Source organism: Streptomyces changanensis (assembly GCF_024600715.1).
Taxonomy (GTDB): Bacteria; Actinomycetota; Actinomycetes; order Streptomycetales; family Streptomycetaceae; genus Streptomyces; species Streptomyces changanensis.
The window spans coordinates 3,822,229-3,839,163 of sequence record NZ_CP102332.1 but is presented as its reverse complement, the minus strand read 5'-3'; the positions used below and the strand labels follow the sequence as shown (position 1 = coordinate 3,839,163).

18 protein-coding genes are annotated in these 16,935 nt (G+C 73.4%); 5 read left to right on the top strand and 13 right to left on the bottom strand.

The features are described 5' to 3' along the window. Nucleotides 1-316: 316 nt before the first annotated feature. A complete protein-coding gene (locus NRO40_RS17130) occupies nucleotides 317-799 on the bottom strand; it encodes an ATP-binding protein (protein WP_232791213.1) in 483 nt (160 codons plus the stop codon). Here NRO40_RS17130 and NRO40_RS17125 point away from each other — a divergent pair. Together NRO40_RS17125 and NRO40_RS17120 are read left to right on the top strand one after the other, a co-directional pair. Next, a complete protein-coding gene (locus tag NRO40_RS17125; RefSeq protein ID WP_408057016.1) occupies nucleotides 793-1,020 on the top strand; it encodes a Scr1 family TA system antitoxin-like transcriptional regulator in 228 nt (75 codons plus the stop codon). The two genes, NRO40_RS17130 and NRO40_RS17125, sit on opposite strands and share 7 nt — an antisense overlap. Continuing rightward, entirely contained in the window at nucleotides 1,017-1,277 is a 261-nt protein-coding gene (locus NRO40_RS17120; protein WP_079047364.1) for a DUF397 domain-containing protein, read from the top strand. The genes NRO40_RS17125 and NRO40_RS17120 overlap by 4 nt, the downstream gene beginning before the upstream one ends. 61 nt (nucleotides 1,278-1,338) lie before the next feature. Here the strand turns inward: NRO40_RS17120 and NRO40_RS17115 are convergent, their stop codons facing one another. The 5 genes from NRO40_RS17115 to NRO40_RS17095 form a co-directional block, all read right to left on the bottom strand. Next, the gene (locus NRO40_RS17115; protein WP_058944265.1) at nucleotides 1,339-3,006 is read right to left on the bottom strand and encodes a bifunctional uroporphyrinogen-III C-methyltransferase/uroporphyrinogen-III synthase; all 1,668 of its coding nucleotides are present in this window, start codon (nucleotides 3,004-3,006) and stop codon (nucleotides 1,339-1,341) included. Beyond that, on the bottom strand, nucleotides 3,003-3,998 hold the full coding sequence (gene hemC, locus NRO40_RS17110; RefSeq protein WP_058944266.1) for a hydroxymethylbilane synthase: 996 nt from the start codon (nucleotides 3,996-3,998) through the stop codon (nucleotides 3,003-3,005). Before hemC ends, NRO40_RS17115 begins: the two co-directional genes overlap by 4 nt. Next, entirely contained in the window at nucleotides 3,995-5,350 is a 1,356-nt protein-coding gene (locus NRO40_RS17105; protein WP_058944267.1) for a glutamyl-tRNA reductase, read from the bottom strand. Before NRO40_RS17105 ends, hemC begins: the two co-directional genes overlap by 4 nt. Next, the gene (locus NRO40_RS17100) at nucleotides 5,347-6,138 is read right to left on the bottom strand and encodes a redox-sensing transcriptional repressor Rex (protein ID WP_058944268.1); all 792 of its coding nucleotides are present in this window, start codon (nucleotides 6,136-6,138) and stop codon (nucleotides 5,347-5,349) included. The genes NRO40_RS17105 and NRO40_RS17100 overlap by 4 nt, the downstream gene beginning before the upstream one ends. Nucleotides 6,139-6,456: 318 nt before the next feature. Beyond that, nucleotides 6,457-6,726: a glutaredoxin family protein gene (locus tag NRO40_RS17095; protein WP_058944269.1), complete on the bottom strand. Its 270-nt coding sequence runs from the start codon at nucleotides 6,724-6,726 to the stop codon at nucleotides 6,457-6,459. 114 nt (nucleotides 6,727-6,840) lie between these two features. On the opposite strand from NRO40_RS17095, the gene NRO40_RS17090 reads away from it, so the two are divergent. From NRO40_RS17090 to NRO40_RS17080, 3 genes are all read left to right on the top strand, one after another. Further along, entirely contained in the window at nucleotides 6,841-7,761 is a 921-nt protein-coding gene (locus tag NRO40_RS17090) for an HAD family hydrolase (RefSeq protein WP_058944270.1), read from the top strand. 428 nt (nucleotides 7,762-8,189) lie between these two features. Next, nucleotides 8,190-8,972: an ECF subfamily RNA polymerase sigma factor, BldN family gene (locus NRO40_RS17085; RefSeq protein ID WP_058944271.1), complete on the top strand. Its 783-nt coding sequence runs from the start codon at nucleotides 8,190-8,192 to the stop codon at nucleotides 8,970-8,972. A 276-nt stretch (nucleotides 8,973-9,248) separates the two neighbouring features. Next, nucleotides 9,249-10,454 carry a DUF5667 domain-containing protein gene (locus NRO40_RS17080; protein ID WP_058944272.1) on the top strand — a complete coding sequence of 402 codons (1,206 nt, stop codon included), beginning with the start codon at nucleotides 9,249-9,251 and terminating at the stop codon, nucleotides 10,452-10,454. A 107-nt stretch (nucleotides 10,455-10,561) separates the two neighbouring features. Here NRO40_RS17080 and NRO40_RS17075 read toward each other — a convergent pair whose 3' ends face one another. The 7 genes from NRO40_RS17075 to NRO40_RS17045 form a co-directional block, all read right to left on the bottom strand. After that, the gene (locus tag NRO40_RS17075; RefSeq protein WP_257375441.1) at nucleotides 10,562-11,578 is read right to left on the bottom strand and encodes a lysophospholipid acyltransferase family protein; all 1,017 of its coding nucleotides are present in this window, start codon (nucleotides 11,576-11,578) and stop codon (nucleotides 10,562-10,564) included. 205 nt (nucleotides 11,579-11,783) lie between these two features. Next, complete coding sequence (locus tag NRO40_RS17070) at nucleotides 11,784-12,842, bottom strand: NAD-dependent epimerase/dehydratase family protein (protein WP_058944275.1); 1,059 nt, start codon at nucleotides 12,840-12,842, stop codon at nucleotides 11,784-11,786. A gap of 183 nt (nucleotides 12,843-13,025) precedes the next feature. After that, nucleotides 13,026-13,124 carry a 30S ribosomal protein bS22 gene (locus NRO40_RS17065; protein ID WP_003948845.1) on the bottom strand — a complete coding sequence of 33 codons (99 nt, stop codon included), beginning with the start codon at nucleotides 13,122-13,124 and terminating at the stop codon, nucleotides 13,026-13,028. 141 nt (nucleotides 13,125-13,265) lie between these two features. Further along, a complete protein-coding gene (locus NRO40_RS17060) occupies nucleotides 13,266-13,478 on the bottom strand; it encodes a helix-turn-helix domain-containing protein (RefSeq protein WP_058944276.1) in 213 nt (70 codons plus the stop codon). Between the two features lie 127 nt (nucleotides 13,479-13,605). Then, on the bottom strand, nucleotides 13,606-14,421 hold the full coding sequence (locus NRO40_RS17055) for a phosphatase (protein WP_058944277.1): 816 nt from the start codon (nucleotides 14,419-14,421) through the stop codon (nucleotides 13,606-13,608). A 110-nt stretch (nucleotides 14,422-14,531) separates the two neighbouring features. Next, nucleotides 14,532-15,710 carry an acetoin utilization protein AcuC gene (locus NRO40_RS17050; protein WP_079047366.1) on the bottom strand — a complete coding sequence of 393 codons (1,179 nt, stop codon included), beginning with the start codon at nucleotides 15,708-15,710 and terminating at the stop codon, nucleotides 14,532-14,534. After that, the gene (locus NRO40_RS17045; protein ID WP_058944279.1) at nucleotides 15,679-16,935 is read right to left on the bottom strand and encodes an MFS transporter; all 1,257 of its coding nucleotides are present in this window, start codon (nucleotides 16,933-16,935) and stop codon (nucleotides 15,679-15,681) included. Before NRO40_RS17045 ends, NRO40_RS17050 begins: the two co-directional genes overlap by 32 nt.

Sequence of the window (16,935 nt, the reverse complement as noted above, 5' to 3'; positions counted from 1 at the left end):
CAGACAGTGGCCCTCGCGTGGCGCCGGGGGTCAAATGGCTGTTGCATTGTGGTGCGTCGGGCGGCACGGAGGGACCAAAAAAGGGCTTACGGTAGATATCCCCCATATCACCTTCGGGGAGATGGCGGCGAGGTAAGGCGATCCATTCGTCGTGCGCCTCGAAGAGCGCAGTGGAAACCAACCGGATAGCCCGACCACACAACACCGGGGACCTCCACCGGCGACATCCGGACGGAGCGCGAACCGGGAGTCGCGTACTACCGCGCCCTCCTCGGGCAGAGCTCCGGCGCAGTCCGCCGACGCCCGGTTGCGGACGTCATGCCGTGTCGGGCGGGGTCCGGACACAGCAGGCACCGGCGTCCGCGATCGCGCCCGTCCACTCGACGGGGACCGGGTCCAGCTCGGCCCACACGGTCTTGCACGGCACCGGGCCATGCCGGACGCCCCAGCGGTCCGCCGGCTCCTCGACCAGCACCAGCCCGTACCCGGACTCCCCCGGCACCTCGCCGGCGAGGTTCCCCTGTACCGGCATCCGGTCGCCCCGCGTGTCGGTGACCTCGACGCGGAGCGTGCCCGAGCCGGAGAGGGCCAGGGTGAGGCGGAAGCTCCGCCCCGGCACCCGCCCGTGCGGCACGGCGTTGGCGGCGAGCTCGGCGACGGCCAGCAGGGCCCCCTCCGACTCCGCGCCCCACTCCCGCAGCCGCTCGGCGGCGAGCAGCCCGGCGAGCCGGGCACCGCGCCGGGTGGCGGACAGCGGTACGGAGAACCGGTACAGGGGGTCGGCGCACAGCGTTGCCACTGGGCCGCGAGGACAACGCAGGCCTGGCCGGCTCTTTCCGGGTACTGCGGCTGCGGGACGGGAGCACCGTGGGACACAACGAGGTGCAGCTCATCAGCCGCGTGATCACCGATCCGAGAGAGGTCCAGCTGCCGGACATCCGTTACGGCGCGATCCGGGCGCAAGCTCTCAGTCCGCGGGAGTCACTGACCTTCATCGAGAAGATTCCGGGAGAGTCATGATCCACGAGACCGTCGCTGGAGTCGACATCAAGCCGGAGTGGATAAAGAGCAGCTACAGCACAGCCGACGGACCATCTTGCGTCGAAGTGGCCTGGATCAAGAGCAGCTACAGCACCCCCGACGGCCCCGACTGCGTCGAGGTCGCGTCCGTGACCGACCACATCCTGGTCCGCGACTCCAAGAACCCCACCGGCCCCCGCCTCGCCCCCGCCCCCACCACCTGGGCGGCCTTCCTGCCGTACGCCTCCGGGCACTGACCGGACGAACGCGCGTGGCCCGCACCCGACTGCTCGGGTGCGGGCCACATCGGTGAGCCGGTCAGGTCGTGGAACGCCGCCGCCGCGCCCCGGGGCGCCGCTCGGACGGCCGGGTGACCGGGTCGCCGGCCTCCACCGCCGCCGCGCGGCGCTTCGCGCCGAACTCCGCCAGCGCCTCCGCCAGCTTCGTCACGGACGGCTCCGGCGACAGGACGTCGACCCGCAGGCCGTGCTCCTCCGCCGTCTTGGCCGTCGCCGGCCCGATGCACGCGATCACCGTCACGTTGTGCGGCTTGCCCGCGATGCCGACCAGGTTCCGCACGGTCGACGACGACGTGAACAGCACCGCGTCGAAGCCGCCGCCCTTGATCGCCTCGCGGGTCTCCACCGGCGGGGGGGAGGCCCGCACGGTCCGGTACGCCGTGACGTCGTCGACCTCCCAGCCGAGCTCGATCAGCCCGGCCACCAGCGTCTCGGTGGCGATGTCGGCCCGCGGCAGGAACACCCGGTCGATCGGGTCGAAGACCGGGTCGTACGGCGGCCAGTCCTCCAGCAGTCCCGCCGCGGACTGCTCCCCGCTCGGCACGAGGTCCGGCTTGACGCCGAACTCCACGAGCGCGCGGGCGGTCTGCTCGCCCACCGCCGCGACCTTGATCCCGGCGAAGGCGCGGGCGTCGAGCCCGTACTCCTCGAACTTCTCCCGGACCGCCTTGACGGCGTTGACCGAGGTGAAGGCGATCCACTCGTACCGGCCGGTGACGAGCCCCTTCACCGCGCGCTCCATCTGCTGCGGCGTGCGCGGCGGCTCGACGGCGATGGTGGGCACCTCGCTGGGCACGGCGCCGTACGACCTGAGCTGGTCGGAGAGCGACGCCGACTGCTCCTTCGTGCGCGGCACGAGGACCTTCCAGCCGAAGAGCGGCTTCGACTCGAACCACGCGAGCCGGTCGCGCTGGGCGGCGGCGCTGCGCTCACCGACCACGGCTATGACGGGCTGGTGGCCGTCCGGCGAGGGCAGCACCTTCGCCTGCTTCAGCGTCTGCGCGATGGAGCCGAGCGTGGCCGTCCAGGTCCGCTGCCGGGTCGTCGTCCCGGCGACCGTGACGGTCAGCGGGGTGTCCGGCTTGCGGCCGGAGGCGACCAGCTCGCCGGCGGCCGCGGCGACGGCGTCCAGCGTCGTGGACACCACCACCGTGCCGTCGGACGCGCCGACCTCCGTCCAGCAGCGGTCGCTGGCGGTGCGGGCGTCCACGAAGCGCACGTCGGCGCCCTCGGCGTCACGCAGCGGCACACCGGCGTACGCGGGCACGCCGACGGCGGTGGCGACACCGGGCACGACCTCGAAGGGGATGCCCGCGGTGGCGCAGGCGAGCATCTCGGCCCCCGCGTTGCCGTCGAGCCCCGGGTCGCCGCTCAGCGCACGCACCACCCGCTTGCCGCTGCGCGCGGCCTCCATGACAAGATTGGCCGCGTCCCTCAACACGGGGACGGCGGCGGTCATTGACGCTTCGTCAACTACCGTCAGCTCGGGCGTGCTCACGCCCGCCCGCGCATGGCCGCGTACGACGTCGAGCACATCCGGCTCGGCGATCAGTACGTCCGCGCCGGCGAGCGCCTCGACGGCGCGCAGTGTCAGCAGTCCCGGGTCACCGGGTCCGGCGCCGAGGAAGGTGACGTGCCCCCACGCGGAGAACGCGGAGGAAGCCTTGGATGCGGCGGTGGGGCTCAAAGTGCTCGCTCCCCCATAAGACCGGCCGCGCCCTTGGCGAGCATCTCGGACGCGAGTTCGCGACCGAGCGCCACCGCGTCGTGGTGCGACGTGGGTACGGGACCGGTGGTGGACAACTGCACCAGCGTGGAGCCGTCGGTCGTGCCGACGACGCCGCGCAGGCGCATCTCATGAACATCGTGGTCGCCGGACGGCGGCAGGTCGGCGAGCGCGCCCACGGGCGCGGAGCAGCCGGCCTCCAGGGCGGCGAGCAGGGACCGCTCGGCGGTGACGGCCGCCCGCGTGTGCGGGTCGTCGAGCCGCGCCAGCACGGCGACGAGTTCCTCGTCGGCGGCCGGGCACTCGATCGCCAGCGCGCCCTGGCCCGGGGCGGGCAGGACGGTGTCGACCGACAGGTACTCGGTGATCTCGCCGGACCTGCCGATGCGGTTCAGGCCGGCCGCGGCCAGCACGACCGCGTCGAGCTCCCCGTCGCGGACGAAGCCGATGCGCGTGTCGACGTTGCCCCGGATGGGGACGGTCTCGATCCGCAGGCCGCGGTCCCGGGCGTAGGCGTTGAGCTGCGCCATGCGGCGCGGCGAGCCGGTGCCGACGCGGGCGACGCGCCCCTGCGCGGGGGCGGCCAGCTCCGCGAGCGGCAGCCCGTCGCGGGCGACGAGGACGTCGCGCGGGTCCTCGCGCCGCGGGATCGCCGCGAGGGCGAGCTCGTCGGGCTGCGTGGTCGGCAGGTCCTTCAGCGAGTGCACGGCGAAGTCGACCTCACCGGCGAGGAGCGCGTCGCGCAGCGCGGTGACGAACACACCGGTGCCGCCGATCTGCGCGAGGTGCTCGCGGGAGATGTCCCCGTACGTGGTGATCTCGACGAGCTCCACGGGGCGGCCGGTCAGCCGGCGGACGGCGTCCGCGACGTGCCCGGACTGGGCCATGGCGAGCTTGCTGCGCCTGGTTCCCAGCCTCAGTGCCCTCTGGGTGCTCTGGGCCCTCTCGGTCATACTCGCCCTCGGTTCACGTCGGCGTCCGTCAGGTCGGCCCGCGAGACGGCGGCGACCGTCTCCGGGTCGAGGTCGAAGAGTGTGCGCAGCGCGTCGGCGTACCCGGCGCCACCCGGCTCGCTGGCGAGCTGCTTCACGCGCACGGTCGGCGCGTGCAGCAGCTTGTCGACGACGCGGCGCACCGTCTGGTTGATCTCGGCGCGCTGCTTCTCGTCGAGTGCGGGGAGGCGCCCCTCCAGGCGGGCCATCTCGCCGGCCACGACATCGGCGGCCATCGTGCGCAGCGCGACGACGGTCGGGGTGATGTGCGCCGCGCGCTGGGCCGCGCCGAAGACGGCGACCTCGTCCGAGACGATGGAGCGGACCCGGTCGACGTCCGCGGCCATCGGCGCGTCCGCGGACGCCTCGGCGAGCGACTCGATGTCGACCAGCCGGACGTTCACCATGCGGTGCACCGCGGCGTCGATGTCGCGGGGCATGGCCAGGTCGAGCAGCGCCAGCGGCGTGGTGCGGCCCGCCAGGGCGGTCTCGACGGCCTGGCGGGTCAGGACGAGGCCGGTCGCGCCGGTGCAGGAGACGACGACGTCGGCCAGGGCCAGCTCGTCGCCGACGGCGGACATGCGGACCGCGCGGGCGGTCACGCCCGTGCCGCCGGGCTCGGTGAGGATCCGTACGAGGCGGTGGGCGCGCTCGGCGGTCCGGTTGGCGATGACGATCTCGTCGACGCCGGCCCGGGCGAGGGTCGCGGCGGCCAGCGACGACATGGAGCCGGCGCCGATGACGAGGGCGCGCTTGCCCTTCGCCCAGGCGTTCACGTCCGACCTGCCGACGGCGAGCTGCTCCAGGCCGAAGGTGACCAGGGACTGCCCGGCGCGGTCGATGCCGGTCTCGCTGTGGGCGCGCTTGCCGACCCGCAGGGCCTTCTGGAACAGGTCGTTCAGCAGCCGTCCGGCGGTGTGCAGCTCCTGGGCGCGGGCGAGCGAGTCCTTGATCTGGCCGAGGATCTGGCCCTCGCCGACGACCATGGAGTCCAGCCCGCACGCCACCGAGAACAGGTGGTGGACGGCCCGGTCCTCGTAGTGGACGTAGAGGTGGGGGGTCAGCTCCTCCAGCCCGACGCCGCTGTGCTGGGCGAGGAGCGTGGACAGCTCGGCGACACCGGCGTGGAACTTGTCCACGTCGGCGTAGAGCTCGATGCGGTTGCAGGTGGCCAGGACCGCCGCCTCGACGGCCGGCTCGGCGGCGAGGGTGTCCTGGAGCAGCTTGGCCTGCGTGTCGGAGTCGAGGGAGGCCCGCTCCAGCACACTGACGGGTGCGCTGCGGTGGCTGAGGCCGACGACGAGGAGACTCATGCCGGCATCACGGCGGGGACGTCCCCGTCGGGTCCCTTCCGGCCGGTACGGGCGGCCGGGGCGGCGGTCTCGCGCTCGACGGCGGCAGCGGTCGGCAGGACGGCGGCGTCCGCGATGACCGCGTCCTCACCGGCCTTGCGCTGCTCGTGGAAGGCGAGGATCTGCAGCTCGATGGAGAGGTCGACCTTGCGCACGTCGACGCCGTCGGGCACGGACAGCACGGTCGGCGCGAAGTTCAGGATCGAGGTGACGCCGGCCGCGACGAGCCGGTCGCAGACCTGCTGGGCGGCGCCGGCCGGGGTGGCGATGACGCCGATCGAGACGCCGTTGTCGTCGATGATCTTCTCGAGGTCGTCGATGTGCTGGACCGGGATGCCCGCGACGGGGCGCCCGACCATCGAGGCGTCGGCGTCGAGCAGCGCGGCGACGCGGAACCCGCGGGAGGCGAAGCCGCCGTAGTTGGCGAGGGCCGCGCCGAGGTTGCCGATGCCGACCATGACGATCGGCCAGTCCTGCGTGAGACCGAGCTCGCGGGAGATCTGGTAGACGAGGTACTCGACGTCGTACCCGACACCCCGCGTGCCGTACGAACCGAGGTAGCTGAAGTCCTTGCGCAGCTTGGCGGAGTTGACCCCGGCCGCCGCGGCGAGCTCCTCGGAGGAGACCGTGGGTACGGAGCGCTCCGACAGCGCGGTGAGGGCCCGCAGGTACAGCGGGAGCCGGGCGACGGTGGCCTCGGGGATGCCTCGGCTACGGGTCGCCGGTCGGTGAGTTCGGCCAGTTGCCACGGTGCTCCTGCGGGATGAGCGGGGCTGCGGGCGGCCCGTCCCGAGACCGCCCCGTCGACAGCAGGCTATGTCTTTGTGAACGCGTGCACAAAGATGATGTCCGCTTTGTCCGCGCAAAGTGACCGGGGTCACGCGCCCCCATCGCGCCATCCTGGAACCGAGGGGAGCCATCACGCGTTCGATCTCTGGATAGGGCAAAACCGAGCACACTCCCTACGATGACGCCCCCGAAACCGAACAAAACGCACATGATGGTAACCGTCTTTTCCCGGTCACCACGCCATTCGGCCCAGTCGGGCCGGACTTCCCGCCCCGGCCTCAGTCCAGCAGCTCCGCCCGCAGCCGCGCCGGGTCCACGCGCCAGAAGGTGTGCTGCTCGCCGTCGACCAGCACGACGGGGATCTGCTCCCAGTAGGCCCGGTGCAGCTCCTCGTCCGCGGTGATGTCCCTCTCCTCCCAGACCGCCCCCGTCTCGGCGCAGACCCGCGCGACGACCTCGCGCGCGTCGTCGCACAGGTGGCAGCCGGGCTTGCCGATGAGCGTGACCGTCCGGGGCCCGCCGGCCCTCTTCTTCCTGCGTCCGAACATGTGCCCATTGTCCGCGCCCGCGCGGCCCCGGTTCACCCTCCGGCCCCCGGGCGTTCCCCCTGACGGCGTCCCCGCGTGTCGGGCGGGACCGAACACACTGGCTATGCTCGCGTCATGGCCGCACTCGGATGGCTCCCCCCGCGCAGGCGCTCCGCCACGGCACGCAGCGTGCTGGCCGGCGAGGCCGCCGCGGAGGCGGCCCGCAAGACCTCGCGGCAGCTGCAGCTCCTGGCCGAACCGGAAGCCGAGTTCCCGGTGCGCGGCGACGTCCGCGCCGCCGCCTTCTTCGACCTGGACAACACCGTGATGCAGGGCGCCGCCCTGTTCCACTTCGGCCGCGGCCTGTACAAGCGGAAGTTCTTCCAGCGCCGTGAGCTGGCCCGCTTCGCCTGGCAGCAGACCTGGTTCCGGCTGGCCGGCGTCGAGGACCCCGAGCACATGCAGGACGCCCGCGAGAGCGCCCTGTCGATCGTGCGCGGCCACCGCGTCTCCGAGCTGATGACCATCGGCGAGGAGATCTACGACGAGTACATGGCCGACCGCATCTGGCCGGGCACCCGCGCCCTCGCCCAGGCCCACCTGGACGCCGGCCAGAAGGTGTGGCTCGTCACCGCCGCGCCCGTCGAGACGGCGACGATCATCGCCCGCCGGCTGGGGCTGACCGGCGCCCTCGGCACGGTCGCCGAGTCGGTGGACGGCGTGTACACGGGCCGGCTGGTCGGCGAGCCGCTGCACGGGCCCGCCAAGGCGGAGGCGGTCCGCGCGCTGGCGTCCAAGGAGGGCCTGGACCTGGAGCGCTGCGCCGCGTACAGCGACTCGCACAACGACATCCCGATGCTGTCGCTCGTGGGCCACCCCTACGCCATCAACCCGGACGCGCAGCTGCGCCGGTACGCCCGGGAGCGGGAGTGGCGGCTGCGCGACTACCGCACCGGGCGCAAGGCCGCGAAGGTCGGCATCCCCGCCGCCGCGGGCGTCGGTGCCCTGGCCGGCGGCACGGCCGCCGCGGTCGCCCTGCACCGCCGCCGCCGCTGACCCTCGCCCCGCTCCCCCTCCGCCCGGCCGTCCTGCGACCCGTGTCCGGACGCGGCGCCCGGCAGCGGTCCGCGTGTCCAGGGCCGTCCAGGTGACGTCCAGGGGCGTACCGGAGCGCGCCCGGGGCCAAACACCGGTCTTACCCGCCCGGCACGGGCCCCAGTCACGCCCGACGCACTCGGCCACAACTCATCCTGCGGTCAGACAGAAATCGAAGTAATCCCATCAGAAAACGGTCACCAAGTGCGCCTCGATCCGTCACCCACCCATAAGAGAAGCGACTGAATCGATGATTTGAGCAACTCGGTGTAGCGCTCCCTGCACGAAGCGTTATTCTCCTCAGACGCATACGGAACCCCCCACACGTCGCCATGACGAGTGAACGGTCCCGCACTGCACGTGATGGAAGCTCTGCCTCTGGGAGTCCCGTGTACCCACACGTCGGGGTTGACGCCTCGGGCCTGGCTACGCTGCGCGCAACGGTCCTCGACCACTTGCGCGGCTTCGTCCCCACCGCGTACGCCGTCCCCGCCTTCGCCGTACCGGCCCCCGCCGGTCCCTGCTACGCCCTGGCCGACGGCGGTGCCGCCGCCGTCGGAAGACGGGGCGGACGCGGCGGCTCGGGCACCTCGACCGCCGCCCGGCGGCCCACCGCCGACAGCGACAGCGCCCGCATGATGGAGCTGGTCGAGCGCGCCCAGGCCGGTGAGGCCGAGGCGTTCGGCCGCCTGTACGACCAGTACAGCGACACCGTCTACCGCTACATCTACTACCGCGTCGGCGGGAAGGCGACCGCGGAGGACCTCACCAGCGAGACGTTCCTGCGCGCCCTGCGCCGCATCTCCACCTTCACCTGGCAGGGGCGGGACTTCGGCGCCTGGCTGGTCACGATCGCGCGGAACCTGGTCGCCGACCACTTCAAGTCGAGCCGGTTCCGACTCGAAGTGACCACCGGGGAGATGCTCGACGCCAACGAGGTCGAGCGCAGCCCGGAGGACTCGGTCCTGGAGTCCCTCTCCAACGCCGCCCTGCTCGAAGCGGTCCGCAAGCTGAACCCCCAGCAGCAGGAGTGCGTCACCCTGCGCTTCCTGCAGGGGCTGTCGGTCGCCGAGACCGCACGCGTCATGGGGAAGAACGAGGGCGCGATCAAGACCCTCCAGTACCGGGCCGTGCGGACCCTCGCCCGGCTGCTTCCCGAAGACGCCCGCTGAGCCCCCTCCCCGGCCGGTCGTCCGTCCCCCTCCGGCCCCGCCCGCCACGTCCGCCCCCTCCCCGTCTACCGACCCCGGTGACCACCTCATGACGCGCTGGTCCGATCATCCTCCGTCCGTAACCCAAGTGCCGCGACGCTCGTTGTGCGGGATGCAGGCTCCCTGTGGTCGCGCCGTGCCCACAACCACTCACTCGTTCGTGTGGATGTGTTCAAGGTGTGCAACCGTCCGGACCCCCTGGGGAGTCGACCGTCATGACGAGAGGAGGTGCCGCCAGTGATCGCGAACGTATCGGCGCACCGGCGGGCGAACGCCTTCGCCCAGGCCCTGGAAGATCAGGCGGCCCAGCAGCCCGAGGCGTCGGCCGGACCCACCGAGCAGGGTCGGTTGACGGCCCTGGCGAACGGCCTCGGCGCACTGCCGAAGCCCGTGTTGGACCCCGAGGTGAAGGTGGTGCAGCGAGCGCAGCTCGTCGCCGCCATGGAAGCGATGCTCCAGGAGGGCACGGCCGCGGGCGGTGCGTCCGCGGACCCTATGGTTCCGGAGCAGCGGACATCGAGCGGCCGGGGCGCGCACCGCGCCACCGCCCTCCGGAAATTGCGGCCCCGCAGCCGCTGGTCGAAGGGCCTGGCCGCCGGCGGCCTCACCGTGGGTGTGGCGGCGGGCGCGTTCAGCGGGGTGGCCGCTGCCAGTTCCGACGCCCTCCCGGGTGACTCGCTGTACGGGTTGAAGCGCGGCATGGAAGACCTGACGCTCGGTCTGGCGGACGACGACGCCGACCGGGGGGAGATCTACCTCGACCACGCCTCCACCCGGCTCAGCGAGGCCCGGCGGCTGATGGAGCGCGGCCGCGCCGGCGAACTGGACCACGAGTCGCTCGGCGAGATCCGCCGCGTGCTCACCGGCATGCAGCACGACGTCTCCGAGGGGCACCGACTGCTCCGCCTCGCCTACGAGCGGGACGGCCGCATCGGCCCGATGGCGACGCTCGACTCGTTCGCCCGCAACCACCGCGGCACGTGGAACGGGCTGCGCGACAAGCTGCCGCCCCAGCTGACCGACGTCCGCGACCAGGTGACGTCCGTGTTCGACGCCATAGACGAACAGGTCGGCCCGCTCCAGGCGCGGCTGCCCAGCGCCCCGGAGAAGGGCGGCGGCCGAGGCTCCGCCAAGCCGGGGACGCCGGAGGGTTCGACGGGTCCCGCCCCGTCCCGCCAGTCGCCGTCCGACCCGCACGCGCAGCCGTCCGGCGGCGACACCGCGGACAGCCCGGGACCGTCCGACTCCGGCCCCTCCGCGGACCAGGGCCTCATCGGCGGCGACACCGGCGGCCTCCTCGACCCGGACGGCCCGGCGACATCGGCACCGCCCAGCCAGGGCGGCACACCGGAGGCGCCCGTCCCCGCACCCGACGTCACCCTGCCGCCGATCCTGCCCGGCATCCTCCCGGGCCTCGGCATCGACCAGGACGACGCCCGCTAGCGCGGCGTTCCCACCCCTCGGCCATACGACGGGCGCCGCTCCCCACGGAGCGGCGCCCGTCGCAGCGCGTCCGGGGCGGGGCGGGGCGGGTCCAAAGCCGGGGCCGGTCAGAAGAAGACCGACCGCCTGCGCACCAGCAGTTTGTACAGCGCGTGCTGGATCTGCTCCCGCACCTGGTCCGTCAGGTTGAACATCAGCATCGGGTCCTCCGCCGCCTCCGGCGCGTACCCGTCGGTCGGGATGGGCTCGCCGAACTGGATCGTCCACTTCGTCGGCAGCGGCAGCGCGCCCAGCGGCCCCAGCCACGGGAAGGTCGGCGTGAGCGGGAAGTACGGGAAGCCCAGCAGGCGCGCCAGCGTCTTGGCGTTGCCGACCATCGGGTAGATCTCCTCGGCGCCGACGATCGCGCAGGGGACGATCGGCGCGCCCGCGCGCAGCGCCGTCGACACGAAGCCGCCGCGCCCGAACCGCTGGAGCTTGTACCGCTCGCTGAACGGCTTGCCGATGCCCTTGAAGCCCTCCGGCATCACCCCGACGACCTCGCCCCGCCGGAGCAGCCGCTCGGCGTCCTCCGCGCACGCCAGCGTGTGCCCGGCCTTGCGGGCCAGCTCGCTGACGACCGGCAGCATGAACACCAGGTCCGCGGCGAGGAGCCGCAGGTGCCGGTCGGCCGGGTGGTGGTCGTGGACGGCGACCTGCATCATCAACCCGTCCAGCGGGAGCGTGCCCGAGTGGTTCGCCACGACCAGGGCGCCGCCCTCGGCCGGGATGTTCTCGACGCCGAGCACCTCCACCCGGAAGTACTTCTCGTACAGGGGCCGCAGCAGCGACATGAGCACCTGGTCGGTGAGCTCCTCGTCGTACCCGAACTCGTCGACCTCGTACTCGCCGGTGAGGCGGCGCCGCAGGAAGGCCAGGCCGCCCGCGACGCGCCGCTCCCACGTGCCGTCGGCGGGCCGTTCGGCCGGCGGCGGCGCGGGGTCGGCGGCAGCCGGCGCCGGCGGGCCCGGCAGCGGGGTCACCCGCGCCGCGGCGCCACCGGCCGCCGACCGCCTGCGGGCCGCGCGCGGCGCACCGCCGCGCGGCCGGTCCTCGTCGAAGGGGATGACCTTGGCGTCCGCCATCGTTAGCCCGCGCTCCTTGTCCCGTCCGTCCCGGCTGTTGCTCGTGCCCCGGTCGGCGCTTCCGCCCTGGCGGTCGCGCCCGTCACGCCTGCTGCTCGCGTTCCGGCTGTCGTGCCCGCGCGGGCCGGCGTCGCACGGGCCGGCGTCGTGCGGGCCCTTGCCGTGCGGGCCGGCGTCGCCACGGGAACCCGCCCGCGCCGCGCCGTCACGACCGCTTCGCCGTCCACTGGGCGACGCCGTCACCGAGTCGGGCGGCCAGACCGTCGACCGCCGCCGTGATGGCGGCGGGGGGCAGGATGCCCGGGCCCCGGTGGCGGACGAAGTCCGCGAAGGTCTCCGCCGTGGTGTACGTGGGCGTGAAGCCCAGGGTCTCGCGCATCTGCGTCGTGCTGACCACCCGGCCGTGCGTCAGCAGCCGGACCTGCTCGGGCGAGAAGTCGCTCAGGCCGACGGCCCGCAGCGCCGTGCCCACCCAGGTGACGGCCGGCGGCAGTACGGGCACGGTCGGCCGGCCGAGCCGCCTCGCGCACTGAGAGAGCGTCAGCACGCCGTCGCCCGCGACGTTGAAGGTGCCGCTGTTGAGCGTGGCCCGGCGCGGCTCCGACGAGGCGATCCGCAGCACGTCCAGTACGTCGTCCTCGTGGACGAACTGGAGGCGCGGGTCGTACCCGAGGACGGTCGGCAGCACGGGAAGCGAGAAGTACTCGGCGAGCGGGGAGTCGGCCCCGGGGCCGAGGATGTTCGCGAAGCGCAGCACGCACACGGCGACGTCGGGGCGGCGCCGGGCGAAGCCCCGTACGTACCCCTCGACCTCGGCGACGTCCTTCGCGAAGCCGCCGCCCGGCAGCGACTTGGGCGGCGTCGTCTCGGTGAAGACGGCGGGGTCGCGCGGGGCGGAGCCGTAGACGCCGGTGCTGGAGCGGACGACGAGCCGGCTGACCGTGGGGCACTTCTGGCAGGCGCCGAGCAGCTGCATCGTGCCGATGACGTTGGTCTCCTTGACCGCGGTCCGGCCGCCGCCGCCCAGCGGGGTCGCCGACACGTCCATGTGGACGACCGTGTCCACCGTGTGCTCGGCGAGGAGGCGCCCGAAGACGGGCTGCCGGATGTCCGCGCGGACGAAGAGGGCGCCGCCGAGCGAATGGGCGGGGGCGACGGCGTCCACCCCGATGACGCGGTCGACGTCGGGATCGCGGGTGACGCGCCGTACGAAACGGCCGGCGAGCGGCCGGGCCACCCCGGTGACGAGCACGACCCTGCCCAAGATCAGCGCCTCCCGTTCGGTCCCGAGCGTGTGGCTGCCACCGTAGCGGGTGGCTGTCGCGCTGTGACGACCATCGACGCGGAAACGTCCGGAACCGAGAGCCGCCGGGACCGCCCCGGACATGACCGCGGCCCTCCCACCGTCACCGGTGGGAGGGCCGCGAGGCGCACGTGAAGCCGCCGCTTACTTCTTGTTACGACGCTGCACACGGGTGCGCTTCAGAAGCTTGCGGTGCTTCTTCTTCGCCATCCGCTTGCGCCGCTTCTTGATAACAGAGCCCACGACTACCCTCGCTCACTTCTCGGAACACCCCCGCATGAGCGGGGATCTCGGTGCGGGGCGTCTGGGCCCACACGACCTACGTCGGCCTAGCCTACCCGTCGAAGCGCCGAGGTCGTAATCCGAGGGGGACGGGACTCCGCACTATGCGGTCTCCACCCCCACGAAGGACTCGCGGAGGTACTCGTGCACCGCCTGCTCCGGCACCCGGAAGGACCTCCCCACCCGGATGGCCGGCAAATGACCGCTGTGCACCAACCGGTACACGGTCATCTTCGATACGCGCATCACCGAGGCAACTTCTGCCACGGTCAGGAACTTGACCTCGTTGAGAGGTGTCTCGCCAGCAGCAACCATGACCCACCTGTACCTTCCGCACATGACGCCACCGGCTTCCCCTCCGGTGACTCTTCGTCGCTGTGCGCTCACTCCCCAGACTAGGGGCGGTTGATACGGGTGGGGAAGAGGAGCAGCCATCCGCCGCCTACTGTGACAGACACGCCCGATTGAGTACATAGCGAGTGAGCGGGCGGTAGTAATCGGACCGCACGCCGTCGTCGAGCGGCACGGTCACGGCGACCCGCCCCTCGGCCTCCGCGACGAACGGCGCGGGGTCGTCCGCGTCGGCCAGCCCGATGGCCTCGATGCCCAGCTGACCTGCCCCGCAGACCCATCCGTGGTCCCCCACGACCAGCTCCGGGAGAGGCCCGTCACCCTCGGTCGCGGCCCCCAGCGCGACCCGTACGGGCAGCGGCGAGTGGGTGTGTGCGCCCGGCTCACAACCGGCGCCCGCGACCTGCGGTTCCCGCACCAGCGCGACTCCCCGTACGTAGTCGAGGTTGTACGTGCGTAGGCCCAATCGGGTCGTTATGTCGACACATCTCCCCTGCGCGGGGGTGAGAACGAGACATCCTGCCGACGACATGGCGTCTGCCAACATGGCGTAGAACGGCAGGAGTCGGTGGGGGTGGCCGGTGCCGAAGAGGACGGGGGCGCCGCGCGCGGCCGCGGCGGCGAGCCGTTCGGCGAAGGCGTCCAGGGCGCGCAGGGTGCGGTCGGGGTCGATGACGTCGGCGCCGGTGCGGTGCCGGGGGTCGGGGGACACGCCGCACTTCTCCGCCATGAGCCGCAGCAGGGCCGTCTCGTCCCAGGGCCGGTCGGGGTCGAGCCCCAGGGTGGCCCGTGGGTCGCCGGCGGCGAACAGCCGGTAGTTGCGCAGGCTCCGTTCGCGGAGGGTGGCCACGGGGCCGGCCAGCCCGGCCGCCAGCAGGTGCGCGCGCAGCGCCGCGGTCGTCAGCACCCCGTCGATGCTGCCGCACCGGACGGCACCGCGCGCCGGAATCCCCGGGGCTGCGCACGGTCGGCGTAACGCCGGCGGGCTTCCGGCGGAGTGCCGGTGGGCGGGGCCGGTCAGACGAGGAGCCCGCGCAGCGGGAAGGCGGCCCGGCGGGTGGCGAGGACGGCTTGGTCGAGCCGGTCCTCCGGGTCGTAGCCGTCCTCCCAGGCCCGCCAGGTGACGGGCCACCGGCCGTCGGTCATCCGCCGTGGGGCGGGCTGCCGGGTCCGCGCGTACACGAGGTCGCGCCAGGACGGCGGGACGTGCGTCGCGGGGGGCACGTCCGCTCCGGCGACGATGGCGACGAGGTGCGTCCAGGACCGCGGTACGACGTCGACGACCGCGTATCCACCACCGCCGAGCGCGACCCAGCGGCCGTTCTCGACGTGCTCGTCGGCGAGCCCGCGGCACGCCAACTGCACGGCCCGCTGGGCGTCGAGGGAGACGGCGAGGTGGGCGAGCGGGTCCTCGAAGTGGGTGTCGGCGCCGTGCTGGGTGACGAGGACCTGGGGCCGGAACTCGGCGAGCAGCTCGGGGACGACGGCGTGGAAGGCGCGCAGCCAGCCGGCGTCGCCGGTGCCGGCGGGCAGGGCGACGTTGACGGCGGTTCCCTCGGCGGGGCCCTGGGCGCCGGTCTCCTCGGGCCAACCGGTGCCGGGGAAGAGCGTGCGGGGGTGTTCGTGGAGGGAGATGGTGAGGACGCGGGGGTCGTCCCAGAACGCGGTCTGCACGCCGTCGCCGTGGTGGACGTCGACGTCGAGGTAGGCGACGCGTTCGGCCCCGAGTTCCAGGAGCCGGGCGATGGCGAGGGACGCGTCGTTGTAGACGCAGAAGCCGGCGGCGGCGCCGGGCATGGCGTGGTGGAGGCCGCCGGTGAAGTTGACGGCCCGGGTGGCGGTGCCGCGCCACACCGCCTCGGCGGCGCCGACGGAGAGCCCGGCGATCAGCGCGGACGCCTCGTGCATCCCGGCGAACGCCGGGTCGTCGAGCGTGCCGAGCCCGTAGTCCTGGTCGGCGTGGGTGGGGTCGGCGGACGCGGCGCGGACGGCGGCCACGTAGTCCTCGCGGTGGACGAGCCGCAGCGTCGAGTCCCCCGCGGGCTTGGCCGACACCACGTCGACGGACCGGTCGAGCCCGAAGGCCCGCACCAACTCCATGGTCAGCGCGAGCCGTACCGGGTCCATCGGGTGGCTGGGCCCGAAGTCGTACCCGGTTACTGCGTCATCCCACATCAACAGTGCGCGGCCGCTCATGACCGCCACCGTATCGGTCTGGTTGTCCCGTGAACGACCGGGCGTGCGCGAGGGTGAGGAGGACGAGGACGAGCGGTACGGCCATGGCGCCCCGGTGGCTCCACGCCGCGCCGAGCGCGCCGACGAGGGGCGCCCCGACGAGGTGGCCGAGGTAGGTGAAGACGTTGAGCCGGGCGACGGCGGCGTCGGTGGCGCCGGGGCCGCGGTCCTCGGCTGCCCGCCCCGCGGCGGCGAAGGTCTGCGGGACGAGGACGCTCAGGCCGAGGCCGAGCACGGTGAACCCGGCGAGTCCGGTGAGGGGCCCGGGGGCCGCGGCGACGACCGCGAACCCGCCGGCGGCGAGGAGCGCGCCACCCCGTACGACGGCCGGCGCCCCGAACCGCCGTACGGTCCGGTCGCCGACGGCCCGTCCGACGAGGGTGGTGGCCGCGTAGGCGTTGTACGGGAGGGTCGCGAGCGCCTCGGAGCCGCCGAGGACGTCCCGGAGGTAGGTGGCGCTCCAGTTGGAGACGGTGGCGTCGCCGATGTAGGCGACGGCCATGACGACGCACAGCGGCGCGAGCGTCCTCCCGCCCGCCACCGGGGCGGCGGGCGGGCGTCGGGCGGCCGTGGTGGCGGCCCTGGGGGTCTCGTGGGGCGTGTGCGGGACCGTGGCGCCGTCGGTGCAGCGGCGGCCCGTGAGGAGGAGCGCGGGCAGCAGGACGAGCACGACGGGGGCGTAGGAGGCGCCGAGGGGCAGTCCGGCCCGTACGGCGGCCCAGGCGAGGGTGGCTCCGACGATCCCGCCGAGGCTGTACGCGGCGTGGAAACCGAGCATGATGCTTTGACCGTGGGCCTGTTGGAGGCTGACGCCGAGCATGTTCATGGAGGCGTCGAGTGCGCCGACGGCCAGGCCGAAGGCGCCGAGGGCGACGGCGAGGTGCCAGGGGTGGTGTCCGGCGGCGACGGCCAGGAGGGCGAGCAGGACCAGCGGCTGGCTGCACCGCAGGACGGTGCGGGCGGGGACGCGGGTGACGAGCGTCCCTGCGGTGAGGCTGCCGACGCCGGCGAGGAGGGGCACGGCGGCGAGGAGGGCGGGGAGGACGGTGTCGGAAATGCCGTAGCGGCTCTGGACGGCGGGGACGCGGGTGACGAGCAGGGCGAAGGTGATGCCCTGGGCGAGGAAGGTGAAGGCCAGCGCCCTCCGCCCGCGCCGCAGTCCCGCCTCGGTCGCCGCATCGGTCAT